At 65.8% G+C, this 18,597-nt stretch carries 25 protein-coding genes; 11 read left to right on the forward strand and 14 right to left on the reverse strand.

Annotated features, from left to right (window positions below; translation table 11 throughout):
- Positions 1-29: 29 nt before the first annotated feature.
- From FNZ56_RS09165 to FNZ56_RS09175, 3 genes are read right to left on the reverse strand one after another with little or no spacing between them, the layout of a single operon-like run.
- Positions 30-857 (reverse strand): NIPSNAP family protein, encoded by an 828-nt coding sequence (locus FNZ56_RS09165; RefSeq protein ID WP_143879546.1) that lies wholly within the window; start codon positions 855-857, stop codon positions 30-32.
- Entirely contained in the window at positions 854-1,333 is a 480-nt protein-coding gene (locus FNZ56_RS09170; protein WP_143879547.1) for a hypothetical protein, read from the reverse strand. The genes FNZ56_RS09165 and FNZ56_RS09170 overlap by 4 nt, the downstream gene beginning before the upstream one ends.
- Positions 1,330-1,740, reverse strand: a complete 411-nt coding sequence (locus FNZ56_RS09175) for an SRPBCC family protein (protein ID WP_185970708.1) — start codon at positions 1,738-1,740, stop codon at positions 1,330-1,332. The genes FNZ56_RS09170 and FNZ56_RS09175 overlap by 4 nt, the downstream gene beginning before the upstream one ends.
- A 118-nt stretch (positions 1,741-1,858) precedes the next feature.
- Between FNZ56_RS09175 and FNZ56_RS09180 the strand changes: the two genes are divergently transcribed.
- Complete coding sequence (locus tag FNZ56_RS09180) at positions 1,859-2,881, forward strand: class 1 fructose-bisphosphatase (RefSeq protein WP_143879549.1); 1,023 nt, start codon at positions 1,859-1,861, stop codon at positions 2,879-2,881.
- Between the two features lie 106 nt (positions 2,882-2,987).
- On the opposite strand, the gene FNZ56_RS09185 is transcribed toward FNZ56_RS09180, so the two are convergent.
- The 3 genes from FNZ56_RS09185 to FNZ56_RS09195 all read right to left on the reverse strand — a co-directional run bounded on the left by FNZ56_RS09185 (position 2,988) and on the right by FNZ56_RS09195 (position 4,817).
- The gene (locus FNZ56_RS09185; protein ID WP_143879550.1) at positions 2,988-3,194 is read right to left on the reverse strand and encodes a hypothetical protein; all 207 of its coding nucleotides are present in this window, start codon (positions 3,192-3,194) and stop codon (positions 2,988-2,990) included.
- Positions 3,195-3,261: 67 nt separating this feature from the next.
- Entirely contained in the window at positions 3,262-3,702 is a 441-nt protein-coding gene (locus FNZ56_RS09190; protein ID WP_143879551.1) for a response regulator, read from the reverse strand.
- Positions 3,702-4,817, reverse strand: a complete 1,116-nt coding sequence (locus FNZ56_RS09195) for a sensor histidine kinase (RefSeq protein WP_185970709.1) — start codon at positions 4,815-4,817, stop codon at positions 3,702-3,704. Before FNZ56_RS09195 ends, FNZ56_RS09190 begins: the two co-directional genes overlap by 1 nt.
- Before the next feature lie 434 nt (positions 4,818-5,251).
- Here FNZ56_RS09195 and FNZ56_RS09200 point away from each other — a divergent pair, with 434 nt between their 5' ends.
- From FNZ56_RS09200 to FNZ56_RS09230, 7 genes are all read left to right on the forward strand, one after another.
- The gene (locus tag FNZ56_RS09200) at positions 5,252-5,776 is read left to right on the forward strand and encodes a hypothetical protein (RefSeq protein ID WP_143879553.1); all 525 of its coding nucleotides are present in this window, start codon (positions 5,252-5,254) and stop codon (positions 5,774-5,776) included.
- Positions 5,777-5,902: 126 nt separating this feature from the next.
- The gene (locus tag FNZ56_RS09205) at positions 5,903-6,421 is read left to right on the forward strand and encodes a hypothetical protein (protein WP_143879554.1); all 519 of its coding nucleotides are present in this window, start codon (positions 5,903-5,905) and stop codon (positions 6,419-6,421) included.
- Between the two features lie 128 nt (positions 6,422-6,549).
- Complete coding sequence (locus FNZ56_RS09210) at positions 6,550-7,077, forward strand: hypothetical protein (RefSeq protein WP_143879555.1); 528 nt, start codon at positions 6,550-6,552, stop codon at positions 7,075-7,077.
- Between the two features lie 12 nt (positions 7,078-7,089).
- Positions 7,090-7,614, forward strand: a complete 525-nt coding sequence (locus FNZ56_RS09215; RefSeq protein ID WP_143879556.1) for a hypothetical protein — start codon at positions 7,090-7,092, stop codon at positions 7,612-7,614.
- A 135-nt stretch (positions 7,615-7,749) separates the two neighbouring features.
- Positions 7,750-8,265, forward strand: coding sequence for a hypothetical protein (locus tag FNZ56_RS09220; RefSeq protein WP_143879557.1), 516 nt, complete (start codon positions 7,750-7,752; stop codon positions 8,263-8,265).
- A gap of 130 nt (positions 8,266-8,395) precedes the next feature.
- Positions 8,396-9,052 carry a hypothetical protein gene (locus FNZ56_RS09225; RefSeq protein WP_143879558.1) on the forward strand — a complete coding sequence of 219 codons (657 nt, stop codon included), beginning with the start codon at positions 8,396-8,398 and terminating at the stop codon, positions 9,050-9,052.
- Between the two features lie 67 nt (positions 9,053-9,119).
- A complete protein-coding gene (locus tag FNZ56_RS09230; RefSeq protein WP_143879559.1) occupies positions 9,120-9,740 on the forward strand; it encodes a hypothetical protein in 621 nt (206 codons plus the stop codon).
- 5 nt (positions 9,741-9,745) lie between these two features.
- On the opposite strand, the gene FNZ56_RS09235 is transcribed toward FNZ56_RS09230, so the two are convergent.
- Positions 9,746-10,852 carry a PA0069 family radical SAM protein gene (locus FNZ56_RS09235; protein ID WP_143879560.1) on the reverse strand — a complete coding sequence of 369 codons (1,107 nt, stop codon included), beginning with the start codon at positions 10,850-10,852 and terminating at the stop codon, positions 9,746-9,748.
- 53 nt (positions 10,853-10,905) lie between these two features.
- Between FNZ56_RS09235 and cls the strand changes: the two genes are divergently transcribed.
- The 3 genes from cls to FNZ56_RS09250 are packed head-to-tail and all read left to right on the forward strand — an operon-like array spanning position 10,906 to position 13,448.
- Positions 10,906-12,351: a cardiolipin synthase gene (gene cls, locus FNZ56_RS09240; protein ID WP_143879561.1), complete on the forward strand. Its 1,446-nt coding sequence runs from the start codon at positions 10,906-10,908 to the stop codon at positions 12,349-12,351.
- 49 nt (positions 12,352-12,400) lie between these two features.
- Entirely contained in the window at positions 12,401-12,679 is a 279-nt protein-coding gene (locus tag FNZ56_RS09245; protein WP_143879562.1) for a hypothetical protein, read from the forward strand.
- 19 nt (positions 12,680-12,698) lie between these two features.
- The gene (locus tag FNZ56_RS09250) at positions 12,699-13,448 is read left to right on the forward strand and encodes a pyridoxine 5'-phosphate synthase (RefSeq protein WP_143879563.1); all 750 of its coding nucleotides are present in this window, start codon (positions 12,699-12,701) and stop codon (positions 13,446-13,448) included.
- 2 nt (positions 13,449-13,450) lie between these two features.
- Here the strand turns inward: FNZ56_RS09250 and FNZ56_RS09255 are convergent, their stop codons facing one another.
- The 7 genes from FNZ56_RS09255 to FNZ56_RS09285 all read right to left on the reverse strand — a co-directional run bounded on the left by FNZ56_RS09255 (position 13,451) and on the right by FNZ56_RS09285 (position 18,585).
- Positions 13,451-13,843: an ExbD/TolR family protein gene (locus FNZ56_RS09255; RefSeq protein WP_143879564.1), complete on the reverse strand. Its 393-nt coding sequence runs from the start codon at positions 13,841-13,843 to the stop codon at positions 13,451-13,453.
- Between the two features lie 156 nt (positions 13,844-13,999).
- On the reverse strand, positions 14,000-14,413 hold the full coding sequence (locus FNZ56_RS09260) for an ExbD/TolR family protein (protein ID WP_143879565.1): 414 nt from the start codon (positions 14,411-14,413) through the stop codon (positions 14,000-14,002).
- 12 nt (positions 14,414-14,425) lie between these two features.
- On the reverse strand, positions 14,426-14,851 hold the full coding sequence (locus tag FNZ56_RS09265; RefSeq protein WP_143879566.1) for an ExbD/TolR family protein: 426 nt from the start codon (positions 14,849-14,851) through the stop codon (positions 14,426-14,428).
- A 21-nt stretch (positions 14,852-14,872) separates the two neighbouring features.
- Complete coding sequence (locus FNZ56_RS09270) at positions 14,873-15,646, reverse strand: MotA/TolQ/ExbB proton channel family protein (protein ID WP_143879567.1); 774 nt, start codon at positions 15,644-15,646, stop codon at positions 14,873-14,875.
- 90 nt (positions 15,647-15,736) lie between these two features.
- The gene (locus tag FNZ56_RS13015; RefSeq protein ID WP_185970710.1) at positions 15,737-16,405 is read right to left on the reverse strand and encodes a TonB family protein; all 669 of its coding nucleotides are present in this window, start codon (positions 16,403-16,405) and stop codon (positions 15,737-15,739) included.
- Between the two features lie 123 nt (positions 16,406-16,528).
- Complete coding sequence (locus tag FNZ56_RS09280) at positions 16,529-17,713, reverse strand: tetratricopeptide repeat protein (protein WP_143879569.1); 1,185 nt, start codon at positions 17,711-17,713, stop codon at positions 16,529-16,531.
- A 65-nt stretch (positions 17,714-17,778) separates the two neighbouring features.
- Positions 17,779-18,585, reverse strand: a complete 807-nt coding sequence (locus FNZ56_RS09285) for a M48 family metallopeptidase (RefSeq protein ID WP_143879570.1) — start codon at positions 18,583-18,585, stop codon at positions 17,779-17,781.
- Positions 18,586-18,597 lie beyond the last annotated feature (12 nt).

The following is an 18,597-nucleotide window of genomic DNA, read 5'->3' on the forward strand; positions in this document are numbered from 1 at the left end:
GACATGATCGCGCGCTCCGGCTCCCGCGCTCAATCCTGCAGCAGCGAACGCGCGGCCGGGCGCAACCGATGCACGTCGGCGGGCCAGATGAGGCGTTGCTGCAACGTCGGCGCGATGTCGCGGGCCCAGCGCGGATCGCTGGCAGCACGTTCGCGATAACGCGCGTACGCCGCGTCGTCGGCGAAGGCCGCGACCCACACCAGCACGTGCTCGGGGCGCACCGGCAGCGGCGGGAAATTGTTCGGGCTTTCCTCGCTGACGAAGGTCGCGCGCAGTTGCGCGCCATCGGCCTGCGCGCGCGGTGCCAGCGTGTCGCGGAAGAACGCGATGAAGGCGTCGTCGACCGGATTCACCAGCGCGTAGGTCGTGACCACGACCACCGCCTTCGACCGCGGCGTCGCACCGATTGGCGGGCGTGGCGCGACAGGCGCGGCGAAGCCCGATCCCGGCCACGCTTCGCGCAACAGCAGCACGTTGTCCGAATCGATCATCGTGGCGTTGGCGTCGTTGCGGTATTGCTGCCAGACCGGATCCTGGCGGTAGAACGCGGGCAGCGCGCGGCCGCGCGATTCCATGTCGTCGAAACGCCGGAACCATGCGAAGCGATCGTCGTTGTCGAGGTCGCGGAAATGCGCGGGCACCTGCATGCCGTCGCGTTCCAGCGGTTCGATGAAATGGTCTTCGAACAGGCCGATCAGCGTGTCGCGCTTGCGGGGATGCAAGGTGTACTGGCGCAGTTCGTAAACGGGGTGGGCGTGGTGCTCCATCACGGTCGGCTCCGGGGTTTCGACGGCGTTCGCCGATGGCGGCGCCAGCAGCGTGATCAAAAGCGGCAGCACGCCACGCAGCATGTTCATGGCATCGCCTCCTCGCGGGTGAAATGCATGAACCAGTTGGTTTCCCAATGCGCGCCGTTGTCGGCCGAGAACGCCTGTTCCCAGCGCGCGTGGTCGCCGTCGATGCGCGTCCACAGGAAACGCACGCGCACCAGGCGCCCGGCGTGGCGGTCTTCGCCGAGGAATCTGCCGACATCGCGGTCGAAACCACCCCGCACCGGCGGTTCCAGTTCGCCGCTGCGGTCGCTGGCCCAGTGGATGCTCCAGCGCCGTGTCGCCGGCGCATACAGGCGCAGCGCGACCCCGCGGTAACCGCCGTTCCAGTCGGCCTCGTGGGTTTCGAGGTTGCCGAGGCCGCCGGGCAGCGGCTGGCAGTTCACGCATGCGTCGAAGGTTTCCCAATCGGTGCAACCGGCGAGGCGTTCGCGCAGGCGTTCGTTGCGCACCTGCCAGCGACCGTGCAGGAAATCGAAATCGCGGTGCCCATCGCGCTTCATGCGGCGAACTCCACGTCGCGCTTGAGCGCGGCGAGCACGTCGCCGAAATCGTCGGTCACTGCATTGCCGACGCCGGCCGCGTCCGGGCCCTCGACTTCGGCCTGGTAGGCGACGCGGCAGCGCGCGACGTCGAGCGGATCGATCCGGTGCCAGACCCGTACGCGGTGTTCGCCGACCTGCGTTTCGTCGGCGAAGCTGCGGCCTTCGACCACGTCGAACAACCGGCTGCGGAATTCACTGCCGTCGGGCAGGCGCATGTCGAACTCGCCACCATCGGCGAACGCACCGTGCAGCGAGCATTCGGCGACGCCGGCATTCCAGCGCTTCCAGCCGGCCACGTCCGCAAACCGCGCCCACACCGCGGCTGCCGGCGCATCGACCTCGATCCTGCTTTCGTGCAACCACATGCGGGCGTCTCCTCGTGCGGAGACGCCAGCCTGCGCCGGCCCCGCTGACAGCGTGGCGTCAGCAGGGGCATGCCTGCATCGGCGACAATGCGCATCCCGCCGCCCACCCTCGCCCGCCATGTCGCCAGACCGGATTTCCCTGACCCGTTACCTGATCGAGGAACAGCGCGCCGGCCGCATAGGCCCGGACCTGCGCCTGCTGATCGAGGTCGTCGCGCGCGCCTGCAAGTCGATTTCGGTGGCGGTGGGCAAGGGCGCGCTCGGCGGCGTGCTCGGCGATGCCGGCACCGATGGCGGATCGATCAACGTCCAGGGCGAGGCGCAGAAGAAGCTCGACGTGCTCAGCAACGAGATCCTGCTGGAGGCGAACGCATGGGGCGGGCACCTCGCCGGGCTCGCGTCCGAGGAAATGGAGCATTCGCAGCCGATCCCCGACGTGTACCCGCGCGGTAATTATTTGCTGCTGTTCGATCCGCTCGATGGCTCGTCGAACATCGACGTCAACGTGTCGGTCGGAACGATCTTCTCGGTGCTGCGCTGCCCTGAGGGCGTGACCTCGCCGGCGGACGAACATTTCCTGCAGCCGGGCACGGCGCAGGTCGCGGCCGGTTACTGCGTATACGGGCCGAGCACGGTGCTGGTGCTGACGGTCGGGCACGGCACGCATTTCTTCACGCTGGATCGCGAGCTCGGCAGCTTCGTGCTGACCCAGCGCGAGGTGCGCATCCCCGAGGACACGCAGGAATTCGCGATCAACGCCTCCAATCAGCGCCATTGGGAAGCGCCGGTGCAGCGCTACGTCGCCGACCTGCTCGCCGGCAAGACCGGCCCGCGCGGCAAGGATTTCAACATGCGCTGGGTTGCGTCGATGGTCGCGGACGTGCACCGCATCCTGACGCGCGGTGGCGTGTTCATGTATCCGCTCGATGCGAAATGCGTGGCGAAGGGCGGACGCCTGCGCCTGATGTACGAAGCCAACCCGATGGCGCTATTGGTGGAGCAGGCCGGCGGCGCGGCCAGCACCGGGCGCGGGCGCATCCTCGAAGTCGCGCCGACGCAACTGCACCAGCGCGTGCCGGTGTTCCTCGGTTCGAAGCACGAGGTCGAGGCCGCAGGGCGTTACCACGCCGAAGCGAGTTGATTCGCGGTCAGGTCGACGAGGCTGACACCCGATGAATTGCGTGCATTGCGGAAACCCGCTTCATCCGAGTCTCTGGGAACGCTTCCCGGACGGCTGGGCGCTGGTTTCATTCACGTGCAAGAAATGCTTGCGCGTCAACCGTGTCCAGTGGTCCATCTCGATAGGCCTGATGCTCGTCTCCGCGCTTGTCGGTTTCTTGTGCATGGCCATCGCAATGGAATTCTGGAATCTTCCCGAATTCATCGTCATAACTGGCGCGGTCAGCATCCTTTACGGATTGTTTTTGGCATTGCTGACCTATTTTCTCAAGCATTCACCGAAGCCTTTCAGCCAAAGGCGCTGAAAGCATTCACACCGACACCCATTCGCAAGTTGATGCTTCATGCATTCGCGTCGGGCGTTTCGTTGAGCACCAGCCAGTACAGCCCGACCTGCTTCACCGCCCACACGAACTGTTCGAAGTCGACCGGCTTGCGGATGTAGCTGTTGACCCCGAGCGCGTAGGTGGAATCGACGTCGAACGGCTCGGCGCTGGTGGTCAGCACCACCACCGGCAGCGTATGCGTGGCCTGGTTCGCGCGGATCGCCTGCAGCACCTCGCGTCCGTCCACCTTCGGTAGGTTGAGGTCGAGCAGCACCAGCGACGGCAGGTTCGCCGGGTCGCGGTCGGCGTGCTTGCCGCGCGCGAACAGGTAGTCGAGCGCCTCGGCGCCGTCGTTGACCACCTGCAGCAGGTTCGCGACCTTGGCTTCCTCGAACGCGATGCGGGTCAGTTCGACGTCGTCGGGGTTGTCCTCGACCAGCAGGATTTCCTTTTGCATCAGTCCAGGTCTCCGGCCGGGAGTTCGATGGCGATGGTCGCGCCCGCGCCGGGTTCGGAGCGGGCGGAAATGCGGCCGCCGTGGCGCTCGACGATGCGTTGCGCGATCGCGAGGCCGAGGCCGTTGCCCGCGCCTTCGGCCGCGCCATGCAGGCGCTGGAACGGCTGGAACAGCTTGTCGGCGTAGCGCGGGTCGTAGCCGATGCCATGGTCGCGGACTTCGATGCGCAACACGTCGCCGTCGCGCGTGCCACCGACCTCGATCCGCACGCGTTCGCGTTCGCGCGAGAACTTCCACGCATTGTGCAGCAGCGCGGTGAACAACTGCTTCAGCGCGCGCTCGTCGCCACGCGCGACCAGGCCCTGCTGCACCTCGATGGTCGCGGCGCGGTGCGGTTCGGCATCCTGCAATTCGGCGCCGGCCCAGTCGGCGAGCAGGCTGATGTCGACCGGTTCGGAACGGAATTCGCCGCGCATCACTTGCGACAGTTCCTGCAGGCTGCCGATCAGTCCCTCCATCTGCGCCGCCGCCTCGCGGATGCGGCGCAGGTGGTCGCGGCCTTGTTCGTCGAGCCCGTCGCCGGCGTGGTCGTCAAGCAGTTTCGCGAAGCCGGCGATGCTGCGCAGCGGCGCGCGCAGGTCGTGCGACACGCCGTAGGCGAAGCGCCGGAGGTCTTCACACACGATCTCCAGGTCGCGCGTGCGCGCGGCGACGTGCGCCTCGAGGTTCGCGTTCATCGCCTGCAGTTCGCGTTCGGCGTGGCGCTGCTCGCTGACGTCGGTCACCTGCGACAGGAAATACAGCGGCTGCCCGCCGGCATCGCGCAACAGCGTGGTGTCGAGGCGGATGTCGACCACGCGCCCGTCGGGAAGGAGATAACGCTTCTCCGCGCCCAGGCTGGAGCAACGGCCCTCGAGCAGGTCGGCAAACAGGCGCTCGGTCAGGTCCAGGTCGTCGGGATGGGTGAACTCGCGCACGCCGCGGCCCGCGAGTTCCTCGGGCGTGGTGCCGAGCATCGCCGCCAGCGCGGGGTTGGCCTGCGCGATGCGGCCATCCAGGTCCACGATCGCCATGCCGACGCCGGACGATTCCATCACCCGCTGGAACCGGTCCATGTCGGACGATGTGCTGGCTGGGGCGTTGTGCAAGGTCACGGCGTCGGACGCGGCTCGTCGAGCGTCGCAGTCTAGGCCGGCATGCGATGTCTTGTGTCGACGTGGCGTGAACGCCGATACCATGCAATCCTGCCATCGCGCTGCAAGCGCACCGCCGCACGACTCCGCTCCGGTAGCCCCGGGCAGGCGCTTGCTGCCGTTCCGGGGCAGGCCTGGTTCGTGGTCCCGCCCGGGAGCCGAAGCCTTGCCCTGTCCGCTTCTCTCCCGCGGCAGGCGCTTGCCCTCTAGCGACGCGCCCGGCAGGGAAATACCGCGCGCGTTTCCGCCGTGGCGGAGCGGGGCATTCCGCCAGCCCGGGGGAAGCATCCGTTCCTTGGTAAACGGCGCAGAATGGATTCCATGCAAACAACGAACGCCAAGGGAGGGTTGGACGCATGCGTACTTTGACCTTTTTCGCCGCCCTCGCAATCGGCGCATGGCCCGCGTTCGTTGCGCATGCCGCAACCATCGCCAAGACGCACACGCAGGATCCGGCCACTGCCTGCACCCTCAGCATTCCAACGACCGACACCCGGGTTCGGCCCAAGGCCCTGGGCTTTCGCAACGAAGGCACGACGAATGCCTTCGTCATCTGCGGCATCGATAATTTTTCCAACGTGGACGGGTTCAACTGGATCATGCTCACCTTCAAGTCCTTCGACGGAAAGGGGCATTCCTTCGATTGCACCGCGGTGAGCAACACCGCTTCCGTTTCTTCGCCCCAATTCCTTTCCGAGACTGTCGTCATTGGCAACCCCGGCATCCCCGGGTTCTTCGATGTCAGCGTGGAAGACAACGATTACGATCCGGAGGTCTACGACCTCAAGCACCAGGCCCAATCCTTTACCTGTCTCCTGCCCCCGGGCATGGCGATCATCGGCGTCGCAGCGGGGCAGAACGACGTGGATGGAGACCCTTGAGCGCGGCGTTCCGAACGTGGTGATGGTCGACTTGTTCCCGGGCGATTGGCCGCTCCCGGGCAAGGCGGGCGTTGTCCCGGGTGTTTCCGTTCCACCCCATGTCCAATTTCCAACAGAGGTATCCGCATGCGTACGTCTTTCGCTTTCCTCGCCGCAACCGCCGCCTTCGCGAGCCTGTTCGCGATGCCGGCGCACGCAGGCTTCGTCAACAAGACCCATACCCAGAACGCCGCCACTTCCTGCACGCTCAGCATTCCCAGCATCGATACCAAGGCGCGGCCCAAGGCGACCGGCTTTCGCAACGAGGGCACCACGAACGTCTTCGTGATCTGCGGCTTCGACCTCGATTCCACGGATCCCGGCTACAACAACATCGAATTGCGACTCGCCTCGTTCGATGGCGCTGCGCATACCTTCAACTGCACCGCGATGAGCCGGTATGCGGACGAACAGGCGGGCCAGTACCTGACGAAATCGGTTACCACCGCCGCGAACGGCGTCGCGGCCCCCTTCACCGTCGACGATACCGACCCGGAGACCTACGACCTGTACCCCTGGGGCCAGTCGATCACCTGCACCTTGCCTCCGGGCGTCGCCATCCTGACTTTGTGGAGCAACCACGACGACGAAGATTCGGTGCCCTGACGGATCCGCCCCGCGCGGCCCGGCCCCGGCCGATGCCGGGGTTTTCGTTTGCGCGCAGTGAACAATCCCCACGGCGCTTTCCGCTATCCTCGCGCCTCCGCCATGCACAGCACCATCGGAGGAATTCCGTGCATTTCGTGAAAAGCGGCCTCGCCGCCTTCTCGCTTGCCGCCGGATTGGCCGCGGCGCCCGCGGCGACCGCCGTCACCCAGGACAAGGTCTATGAGTTCTCCGCCGCCGACGCCTGCCAGCTGAGCGTCCCCACCACGGACACCAAGGTACGGCCGCGCGCCAACGGCTACCGCAACGAAGGCACCAGCAACCAGTTCGTGATCTGCGGCATGGGCGGTTACGAAAAAGGCACGGTGTTGTACATGGCGCTGCTGTACACCTCGATGGACGGGGCGCAACACGACATGTCGTGCACCGGCGTCACCGGCCTGACCGGTTCCGAAAGCGGCCCGCTTTACTCGACCAAGACCGTTTCCGTCGCGGCGTCCGGATATTCCTTCGCAACCTGGGGCGCCGAGGATTTCGGTGCCGACGAAGGCGCGCCGATCGACTCCGGCATGAACCTGTCGGTGACCTGCACCTTGCCGCCGAACGTGGCGCTGCAGGGATTCGAATCCGAACAGCTGATCGACGTCGGCAACTGAGGAAGCGTGCATATGCCTTCGAACGTTTGTGTTTCCATGCTTGCCTGCGCGCTCGTTGCGGGCTCCCTGGCCCTGCCTGCGCGCGCAGCGACCCAGGCCAAGACCTATGAATTCCCCGCCGCCGATGCCTGCCAGCTGAGCGTCCCCACCACGGATACCAAGGTACGGCCGCGCGCCAACGGCTACCGCAACGAAGGCACCAGCAACCAGTTCGTGATCTGCGGCATGGGCGGTTACGAAAACGACACCGTGATGTCGACGACCCTGCTCGCGACATCGGTGGACGGCCAGGCACACAGCATGACCTGCACCGGCGTCACCGGCCTGGCGGGTTTCGATGGCCCGTACTACTCCGCGAAGACCGTGACCGTGCCGTCGTCGGGCGTCGGCACGCAGTCGTGGGCGGCCGCGGATTTCGGCGGCACCGAAGGCGAGGTGATCGCGGGCGGGCTGAACCTCTCCGTGACTTGCACGCTGCCGCCGAACGTGGCGCTGCAGGGATTCGAATCGCAGGGAATCATCGACGTCGGCAATTGATCGTTTCGCGACGCTGGTTCCTCGAGCCCCGGCCCCGGCCGGGGTTTCGCTTTTTTGCCCGGGCATGTCCGCTTGCGGGGCGGTTTTACGCATGGGAGATGACGGCCGATCCGCGTCGCTTCCACGGGAATCCTCATGCGCACCCTCCTGCTCGCCGCCGCCCCCGTCTTCCTGCTGGGCGGAATGTTGGCCACGACGCCTTCCCATGCCGCCACCATCTCCAAGGTCGCCAACCGCAATCCCGCGGGTGCCTGCATGCTGAGCATCCCGACCACCGATACCGGCGTCCGGCCCAAGGCCTCCGGCTTTCGAAACGAAGGCACGGTCAACAATTTCGTGATCTGCAACTTCGACGTCGATACCGACATCGCAGGGTTCACCAAGCTCGTCGTGAATTTCGTTTCCTTCGATGGTGCCGCGCATGCGTTCGATTGCACTGGCATGGATCGCTATGCCGGCACGGCTACTGGCGACTATGCGACGAAGTCCGTTTCCATCACCGCCGGCGGCACAGCTTACATTTCCTTCTTGCCAAGCGACTTCCCGTCCACGGGCCTGGTCGGATGGAACGCATCCGTCACCTGCACGCTCCCGCCAGGCGTCTCCATCATTACCGTGGCCGGATACCACGACGACAATGTCGGCGCTTGAATGCGTCGTGTTCCTGCGCGAACCCCGGCCCGGCTGGGGTTCCGCTTTTTTTGCGCGGCGATGTCCGCTTCAGGGGTGGTTTTTCGCATAAGGGTTGACGACCGATCCGCGTCGTTTCAGGGGATTCCGCATGCGCGCCATTCCGATCGCCATCGCCTCCACCTTGCTGGGGGCCACCCTCGCGCCAATCCCCGCCATCGCCGGCTCCGTGCTCAAGACCCTGACCCAGGACGCGGGCAATGCCTGCTCGCTCAGCATCCCGACCACCGACACAGGCGTGCGGCCCAAGGCCACCGGCTTCCGCAACGAAGGCACCGCCAACGCCTTCGTCATCTGCAGCGCGGACGTCGCGAACGCCGATGGTTTCGGTGGCGATACGACCTACATCGGGCTGAGCCTCGCCTCGTTCGATGGCAATGCGCATACCACCAACTGCACGGCCGTGGCCCGCTATCCGGACACCTTGTCCAACATCCAGTACGTCACCCTTCCCGCGCTGAACACCGCCGCAACCGGCGTTGCCACGAGTCTGACCACGAACGGCGCCCCACCCAGTTATTACGACCACCAACGCGGCGTGCTGTCGGTGACCTGCGTCCTGCCGCCAGGGGTTTCGATCCTGGCCGTACAGCGTGGCTACAAAGACATCGACAGCAACGACGGCAGCATGCCGCATTCGCTCCCGCAGTGCGGGGATGGCCTCGACGACGACAACGACGGGCTCTCCGATTACCCGGCGGATCCGGAATGCCAGTCGGATTACGACAACGACGAATCCATTCTCTGATGCGGGTAGGCCCCGCTTCTTCGCTTAAACCCCGCTTCGGTCGGGGACCTCGTTCGCAACGCCGGTCATGGCCGTTCTCGCCCGCCGCCACCGTTATGAAAGGAAGGCGCCTGTTGGCGACCATTACTCCGGAGAACCCGACATGCCCTCGATCCATCGCATCGCCCTGGCCACGACCCTGATCCTCGGTTGCGTCTACGCCTCCCCGGCGCCCGCCGCATACAACCGGTATCTGGAATTCAACGGCGCCTCCTCGTGCCAGCTGAGCATTCCGACCACCGATACCATGGTCCGCCCGCGCGCGAACGGTTATCGCAACGAGGGCTCCGGCAACCAGTTCGTGATCTGCGGCCTGAGCGGATACGAGGCCACCGACGGCAAGACCGGATCCGCGACCGTGCTTTATGCCGCCATGTTTGCCACGTCCACGGACGGCCAGACGCATCAAATGACCTGTACCGGCGTCGGCGGACTGACCGGATACAGCAGCGTACTGTACTCATCCAAGACGCAGACCGTGCCCGCGGCGGGCTATGCCCTGTTCAAATGGGAAGCGTCCGACTTCGGGGGCACCGCCGGGGCGCCGATCCCGTACAGCACCGCATTGAATCTGTCGGTGACGTGCACGCTGCCTTCGCACGTCGCCGTGCAGTCGATCGAAGCGAAGCTTCAGTTCACCGATTCCTGATCCCGTCAGAACAGATCCCCCTGCGGCGAATCGAGCTTCGGCGCACGGAACGCGTCTCTGCGCAGCGGCGGCAAGTCGGGGAATCCGAGGCGCTTCCTCGCCTTGGCGAAACGCATCGCGATGAGGTCGGCGAACGGGCCTTCGCCGCGCATGCGCGTACCGAAGCGGCTGTCGTAATCCTTGCCGCCCCGCATCTGCTGCACCAGCGACATCACGTGCCCGGCGCGTTCGGGCACGTGCAGTTCCAGCCATTCGCGCCACACCTGCTTGAGTTCGTGCGGCAGGCGCAGCAGCACGTAGCCCGCCGCACGCGCACCTGCTGCGTGCGCGGCCTCGAGGATGTGTTCCAGGTGCCTGTCGGTGACCATCGGGATGATCGGCGCGACCAGTACCCCGACGGGGACGCCGGCCTCGTGCAATGCGGCAATCGTCTTGATCCGCGTGTGCGGTGCGGCCGCGCGCGGCTCCAGTTGCGAAGACAACTTGTTGTCGAGCGTGGTCACCGACAGCATCACGGAGACGAGGCCCTGCCGCGCCATCGGCGCGAGCAGGTCGAGGTCGCGCGCGATCAGCGCGGACTTGGTGATCAGGCTGACCGGATGCCGCGCCTCGGCCAGCGCTTCCAGGCATTCCCGCGTGATCCGTCGTTCGCGTTCGATCGGCTGGTAGCCGTCGGTGTTGATGCCGAGCGCGATCGGATGCGGCACGTAGCCGGGTTTCGCCAGTTCCTTGCGGAGGAGTTCGGCCGCGTTCGTTTTCGCGAACAGCCGGGTTTCGAAATCGAGGCCGGGCGACAGGTCGAGGTAAGCGTGCGACGGCCGCGCGAAGCAGTACACGCAGCCGTGCTCGCAGCCGCGATACGGATTCACCGATTGCGAAAACCCGATGTCCGGCGACTGGTTGCGGCTGATGATGCTGCGCGCGCGCTCCTCGGTGACGCGGGTTTCCGGGCGCGGATCGGGCGTGAAGTCGTCTTCGGCGTAGAGCGTATCCCAACCGTCGTCCTCGCCTTCGACTTGCCGTTTTTCGTAGCGGCCCGGCACCCACGATGCGGCACCACGACCCTTGATCGCGTTCGCCTGCGGCCGTGCGGTCTTGCGTTCGAGCGGCATGCGGCTAGCCTACGAGGCAGGCGTCGCAGACCGCGCGACGACGGAACCCGCCGATGCTCGCCGCGTTGCACGAAACCTGGCATGCGTTCTGGGCCGTGCCGCACATCCGCGCCTGGCTCGCCGCCGGCTGGGCGATCTACCTGTTCGGACTCGGCCTGTGGATCGTGTTGCAGAAGCGCGAACCGGTGGCGACGATCAGCTGGCTGTTCAGCCTCGCCGCCCTGCCCTACCTCGGCTTCCTCGTGTACCTGGTCTTCGGTCCGCAGAAACTGAAGCGGCACCGACTGCGTCGTTCGCGCAACCGCGTCGATTTGCCGCACGCGCAGGAACACGCAATGGATGAAGCCAGCGTGGAACTCGCCCGGCTCGGCCACGCGACCTCGCACCTGCCACCCTCGACCGCGACCACCGTGCGCCTGTTGCAGGACGGCAGCGCCACGTATCCCGCCTTGCTGGAAGACATCCGCAACGCCCGCGACCACATCCACCTCGAGTACTACATCTATTCGCCCGACCGCACCGGCACGATGGTGCGCGACGCGCTCGCGGAACGCGCCCGCGCCGGGGTGAAGGTGCGGTTGCTGCTGGATGCGCTCGGCTCGTCGAAGGCGAAGCGCCGCTTCTTCCAGCCGCTGCTCGATGCCGGCGGCGAACTCGCGTGGTTCCATCCGGCGCGCTTCGGCCGCATCTGGACGCGCACCTGGATCAACATGCGCACGCACCGCAAGATCGTGGTGATCGACGGCGCCATCGGCTACACCGGCGGCATCAACGTCACCGACGAGGAAAACGACGCGTTGCGCGCGGACGCCTACCGCGACCTGCACATGCGCATCACCGGCGACGTCGTGCGGGCGCTGCAGCTGACCTTCGTCGAGGACTGGGCCTACGCGACGCACAGCCGCGACTTCATTTCATCGGTGGCGCGCGCAATGCCGCCGGCGTCGCCGGGCGCGATCGACGCGCAGGTCCTGGTCTCCGGGCCGGATTCCTCGTGGGAAGCGATCCATCGCATGTACGTGTCCGCGATCCATGCCGCCAACCGGCGGGTGTGGCTGACCACGCCGTACTTCGTGCCGGGCGAGGCGGCGATGATGGCGCTGACCTCGGCTGCGCTGGGCGGACTCGACGTGCGGGTGATGGTGCCGAAGATGAGCGACAGCCGTTCGGTGACCTACGCCGCGCGTTCCTACTTCGACGAACTGCTAGCGGCAAACGTGAAGGTGTACGAATACGGGCCGCGCATGCTGCACAGCAAGGCGCTGCTGGTCGACGACGATTTCGCCATGATCGGCAGCGCCAACTTCGACCATCGCAGCTTCAGCCTGAACTTCGAGGTGCAGACGCTGTTCCGCGACCGCGGCGTCGCCGCCGAGCTGGAGCGCCTGGTCGAGGCCGAATTCGCACATGCCCCGCGCGTGCGCGCCGACCGCGCGCGGCCCCTGCTTGCTGCGCGCCTTCCCGAGGCGCTGGCACGGCTCGCTTCGCCCCTGTTGTAGCCCACGGCAAGCTAGACTGGCTGCCTGTCGCAAGCTCTGGAGGATGGCCATGCCGTGGGTGTATCTGCTGCTCGCGCTCGCCGCGCTGGCACTGGCGCTGGTAAGCAAATCCACCGTCCTGACGGTGCTGGCCCTGCTGGCGGCGCTCGCGCTGTTGCTGTTCTGGGTGCTGGGTCTGCTCGCCCGACGGGTCGAGGCCGGTAGCCGAGATGCCTCGATGATCGTCGACCCGATGGAACTCCGGCGCCTGCGCGAACAGGCCGAAGCGCGCCGCCTGGCCCAGGCGGCCGGCCGCGACGCATCGTCGTCCACGTCCTCCGCGGAATAAGCGCGGGCGGAACCGCCCGATGACCCTCCTCAGCGTCAACGTCAACAAGATCGCGGTGCTGCGCAATTCGCGCGGAGGCGATGCCCCCGACGTGGTGCGCGCGGCACGCGCCTGCCTCGATGCCGGCGCGCACGGCATCACCGTGCATCCGCGCCCGGACGCACGCCATGTCCGACACGAAGACGTACTGGCGCTGTCCGCGTTGTGTCGCGAACGTGGCGTCGAATTCAACCTCGAAGGCAATCCGTTCGCGCCGCCGCGACCGGGCTATCCCGGATTCCTCGCGCTGTGCGGGCAGGCGCGCCCCGCCCAGGCGACGCTGGTACCCGATGGCGATGCGCAGCTCACCTCGGACCACGGCTTCGATTTCGAACGCGATGGCGAGGCCCTTCGCCCGCTGGTCGCATCACTGCACGATCTCGGTTGCCGGGTCAGCCTGTTCGCCGACGCCGGTTGCGATGTCGCCGCTGGCGCAGGAACCGGAACTGATCGCATCGAGCTCTATACCGGGCCGTTCGCCCAAGCCTTCGCCGCGGAAAGTGCACAGGCAGCACTTGCGGCCTGCGCCGAGACCTCGCGGCTCGCGCAGGCTGCAGGGCTGGGCGTGAACGCCGGCCACGACCTCAGCCAAGCCAACCTTGGCGCCTTCCTCGCGGCGGTACCGGGCGTGGCCGAAGTGTCGATCGGCCATGCCTTGATCGATGAAGCGCTGTACGCCGGGCTGGACGCAACCGTGCGCGCCTACCTGCGGATCCTCTCGGGCGCCTAGGCTCAGCGCGGCGTGGCGATGCCCTGGATGCCGGCTTCGCGCGCGGCGGACAGCGCGGACACGAAGCCTTGGTAGTCGCCGTCGTCGTCGCTGCGCAGCACCAATTGCAGGCCGGGATCGCGTTCTGTGGCGGCGCGTAAGGCGGCGACCAGCGCGCTTCGTTCGATTGCTGCGTTGTCCAGCCAGTAGCCGCCCGCCGCGTCGACGCGCAGCTGCAGTTGCAACGCGGGTTTTGGCGCCTTGTCGACGGATTGCGGCAATCGGACATCGATACTGCGCGCCAGCACCGGGGCGGTGACCATGAAGATCACGAGCAACACCAGCAGCACGTCGACCAGCGGGGTGATGTTGATCGCGGCCACCGGCAGGGCCGCGTCGCGGTTCGCAAAGGCCATGGCGTTCCCCTTGTTGGCGGAGACTTCCGCGCTTCCGGTCTAGGCCTGCCGGCGTGGCGGCGGCGTGAAGCAAGCTAAAAAAGAAGCCGCCCTCGTGGGGCGGCTCGAAAGCGTAAAAGGCAAGCGTCGCGGCGCGCTGCAGTGCGCCGCCGACGGTTATTCCTTGACGAAGCCGATCTTCTGCATCTGCGCGTTGCGCGCAGTCGCCAGCACCTTGGCCAGGATGCCGTAATCGGAATCGTCGTTTGCGTTGATCTGCAACACCGGCTGGTTGGTCGGATCGCGCTCGACCTCGGCGTCCATCATGTTGCGCAATGCCGACAATGGCACCGGGCTGTCGTTCCAGAAGATCTGGTTGGCGGCATCGATGCGGAGCTTGATCGGATCCGGCGGGTTCTTCTGGATCTCCGGCGGGGTGACGGATTTCTGCGGAAGGTCGATGTCGATCGGGTAGGACATGATCGGGGCCGTCACCATGAAGATGATCAGCAGCACCAGCATCACGTCCACGAGGGGCGTGACGTTGATGTCGGCCATCGGCCCGCCGGAGCCACCGGTACTGAATGCCATTCGTGTTCTCCGTCAGTTCGGGCGTTCGCGGGTGGCGACGTAGCCCACCTTGCGGATGCCCTGCGCCTGGGCCATGTCGACCACTTCGCGGATGCTGCGGTACTTGGTGACCTTGTCGCCGCGCAGGTTGACCTCGGGCTGCGGGGTCTTCTGCGCTTCCACGGACAACTGGCTTTCCAGCAGGTCCTTGGTGATCGGCGCATCGTTCCAGTACAGCGAGCCGTCGTCCTTGACGGTGACGGTCACCGGCGGCGTGGGTGGCACCGCCTCGTTCTTCTTGTCCAGGTTGGCCTGCGGCAGCTCGACCTTGATCTTGTGCGACATCAGGGGTGCCGTGATCATGAAGATGATCAGCAACACCAACATCACGTCCACGAGGGGCGTGACATTGATCTCGGACATCGGTCCGCCGCTGTCGTTACCTGTACTGAAGGCCATGGTCCTGGCTCCGTTCGGGGCTTAGCGCTTGACCGGGACTTCGCCGACGCGGGCGCCGGTGGCGAAGAAGTCGTGCAGGTCGTGCGCGAAGGTGTCGAACTTGTTGTTCGTCACGCGGTTCAGGCGGGTGAAGAAGTTGTACGCCAGCACCGCCGGGATCGCCGTGAACAGGCCGAGCGCGGTCATGATCAGCGCCTCGCCCACCGGGCCGGCAACCGCGTCGATCGAGGCCTGGCCGGTGGCGCCGATGCGGATCAGCGCACCGTAGATGCCCCACACCGTGCCGAGCAGGCCGACGAACGGCGCGGTCGAACCGACGGTGGCGAGCACCGTCAGGCCGGACTCGAGGTTCATCGATTCGCGGGTCACGGCCTGGCGCAGCGCGCGGTCGACGAACTCGGACCGGTTCAGCGACTCGACCAGGCGCGAGCCCTCGTGGCGCTGGTGGTGCGCGGCGGCCTGCGCGGCATCGAGCGCGATCTTGGAGAACGGCTCGGACTTCTTCTGCTCCTCCATGAAGCGGATCGCGTCCTGCGCGTTCGGGGTTTCCCAGAACGAGCTGACCACGCGGTCGGCGCTGCGGCGCAGGCTGACGTTCTTGAAGAAGTTGATGACGATCCAGTAGATCGACATCGCGGACATGATGGTCAGCGTGATGAGCACCGCCCAGGAAACCGCATAGGCACCGGGGTTGGAGGTCATCTCGCCGAGCAGATGGTCGACGCCCATCTGCGTCAATGCGGCGGCGGCATTGCCCCCGGTCGCAGCAGCGGCTTGAGTGGATTCCTGCAGCATGACGCTTACCTTTTGTAGTGGATGTTTATGGCCAACTTCGATACTTGGAACGCTATTACCGCTTAACGCTTGGTTCTCGTACTTTTCCCGCTAATTCGTGGAGAAGGAGAAAGGCAGGATGCCTTCGCCCGCCATGCCCGGGCACATCTTGATGCCCCGGGCCCAGCTTTGGGCCGCGCGATCGAGATCGCGATTACGACTGCTCTTGGCGATGCTCACGGTGGTCACCGAACCATCGGCGGTGAAGGCCAGCCGCAAGGACATGTCCGCAGTGGTTGCGCCCGATTGCATCAGCGCACGCACCAGCGAGCCCATGCCCGGCTTGGAACAAACGCTGGCACGCAGATCGTTCGCGTTGTACGAGGGTCCCGGCGGCGGCTTGGGCGCCGGCGGTGCCGGCGGCGGCGCCTGCGTATCCATCGGCGAGGGTTCGTCGAACACCACCGGCGGTTCCGGCGGCGGCGGCAACGGCGGCTGCGGCGTCGGCGGCGTCGGCGTCATCTTGATCTGCTTCGGCGGCTGGTCCGGGGGTGGCGGCGGCGGCGGCGGTGGTGGTGGTGGCGGTTCGATGAACACCACGCGCGTGACATCTTCTTCCTGCTTCTCCGATCCCGGCGGCGTGACCGGCGCCAACAGCAGCAGCAGCGCCGCGGCATGGACCGCGATGACGAAGGAGATGCCGGCGATGCGGGCCCAGTTCAGGCCCGGCGCACCATCACGGTCTTCATGTTTGTCCGGCGGCGGCAGTGGTTGCGTCATGCGGAAGGAACTCGGAAGTGTTCGGGCATACCGGCGCCGCGCCGCGGGCCGGTCCGCCGACATAACGGCGGCGGGAATCTACAAGCTTATACCAAGGCGAGGTGGCGACACCAATCCCGCCGATCATTTCCCGGTGGCGAGGATTTTCTTGGCATCGCCCGGATTGTGCACCCCCTTGTCAAGGGCTTGCTGGGCCGCCTGCCTAGCTGCGGCCATCTGGCCTTCGTTCAACAGGGCTCGCGCCAAGTTGAGGTAGGTCTCGCCATCGGGGGCCAATGGTGCGGCCTTGCGATAGGCGGCTATGGCCTGGTCGGACTGGCCAGAGAACCAATAGGCTTGCGCCAGGGAATTCATGGTCTCGAAGTCCTCTTTGAGCACGCCCTTTTGCAGCCCTTCCTGGATGACGGCAATACCTTCCTTGTTCTTGTCGTGGTTGAGGTACATCGCGTAGAGGTTGCGATAGTCCTCCGGCTGGGTCAGCCCGCCGCTCGTCCGCAGCTTTTCCAGCAAGGCCGCCGCCTTGTCATCCTGTCCGGCCTGCATGTAGCTGGCTGCAAGGTTCAGCTGCAGGGCCTTGTCGTCCGGATGTTTTGCGATCAGCTCTTCGGCGATCTTGGTCGCTTCCTGAGGCTGGCCGGCGTCGAAGTAGGCCGCCATCAACAGGTTCAGCCATTCGGGCTTGGGCTCCGGGCTTGCGTCGATCGCCGTTTTCAGCGCGGCGATTGCCTCCGGATACCGCTTGAGCCGATACAGATCATTGCCTTTGATGACGAATGAATCCGGATCCTGCGCCTTGGTTTCGGCCAGGAAGCGATCGATCAACGCCAGGCTCTTGTCGTACTGCTTGTCGATCAGGTCCATTTGCGACAGGAGGTTCATCGACTCGTAGTGCTCGTTGTTGCTCAGCCCGTCGAAAGCGACCGCCTGTTCCAAGTACGCCTTCGCCTTGTCGTTGTCGTTGTTGAGCAAGGTGACGCCGGCGATCCGCGCGGCCAGGGCATGTTCGTACGCGCCCGCCTTCTGGTTGGAAATCACCTCGTCGGCCAATTGCACGACCGTAGCCGCGTCCTTGTTCTGGTAGGCCTTGAAAAGCTTTTCGATCTTCGCTTGCAGGTCGGAATCGACTTTCTGCTCCGGCGGCTTGCGCGTCGCCTGCGGGTATTTTTGCTCGGTGGACTGTTCGGACCCATTGTCCTTCCTGTCCCTGGCCTGCGTTGCTGCGGGAACGACCGCCAGCAGGATGAACGCCATCAGCAGGGCTTTCGCGAAATTCTTGTTCGCGGTCATGGTGCGGGGCATCGGGCTCATGGAAGGGTCCTCGTGAGGGTCGGAACGCTATGGCAGTTTGAGGGAGAAAGCGGATTCGCGCGGGCTCATCCGCATTTGGGTGCATGCCCGGAAGCGCGCGCCTGCTGGTAGACCGGCATCAGGCCCGTGGCTCGGTTGTTCATTTCCTTGAGCCGGCTATTCGGATCCGGGTGGGTGGACAGCCACTGCGGCGGGCCGCTGCCGTTCGCCGCGATCATGTTCTGCCACAGGTTCACCGCCGCGCGCGGGTCGAACCCGGCCTGTGCCATCAGCTGCTGGCCGACTACGTCGGCTTCGCTTTCCTGGGTGCGCGAATTGGGCAACACGAACAGGCCCTGCGCAGCCATGCCGCCAAGCTGGTTGGTGGTCTGGGCCACGCCTTCGCCGTAACGCGCGCCGAGCAATGCACTGATGAGCCCCAATCCCGTCTCGGTCCGCATCTGGTTCGTGATGCGTTCCTCGTGGTGGCGCGAGATGACGTGGCCGATCTCGTGCGCGATTACTGCCGCCAACTGATCCTGGTTCTTCGCGACCGTGAAGATTCCGGTGTACACCCCGACCTTGCCGCCTGGAAGCGCGAACGCGTTGGGCTCCTTGTCGACGAACACAGCATATTCCCAGCCCGTCGTGCGCCATTGCGCCGGCAGCTGGGCAACGAGGGTATTGACCACGCAACCAACGTAGGTGCGCTGGCGCGCGTCTGTGGTCTGGGCCTTTTTCGCCTTGACCTCGGCGAAGGCCCGCGCCCCGAGCTGGTTGAGCTGTTCCTGCGACACCGCACCGATGTATTGCGTGCGACCAGTCGGGGACTTGGTCGTCGCACAGGCCGCCACCGCCGTAGCGATGGCGGCGCACAGCAACAGGGTTTTCATTGCGCGCATGGT

This window comes from Lysobacter lycopersici, assembly GCF_007556775.1.
GTDB classification, from domain to species: Bacteria; Pseudomonadota; Gammaproteobacteria; order Xanthomonadales; family Xanthomonadaceae; genus Pseudoluteimonas; species Pseudoluteimonas lycopersici.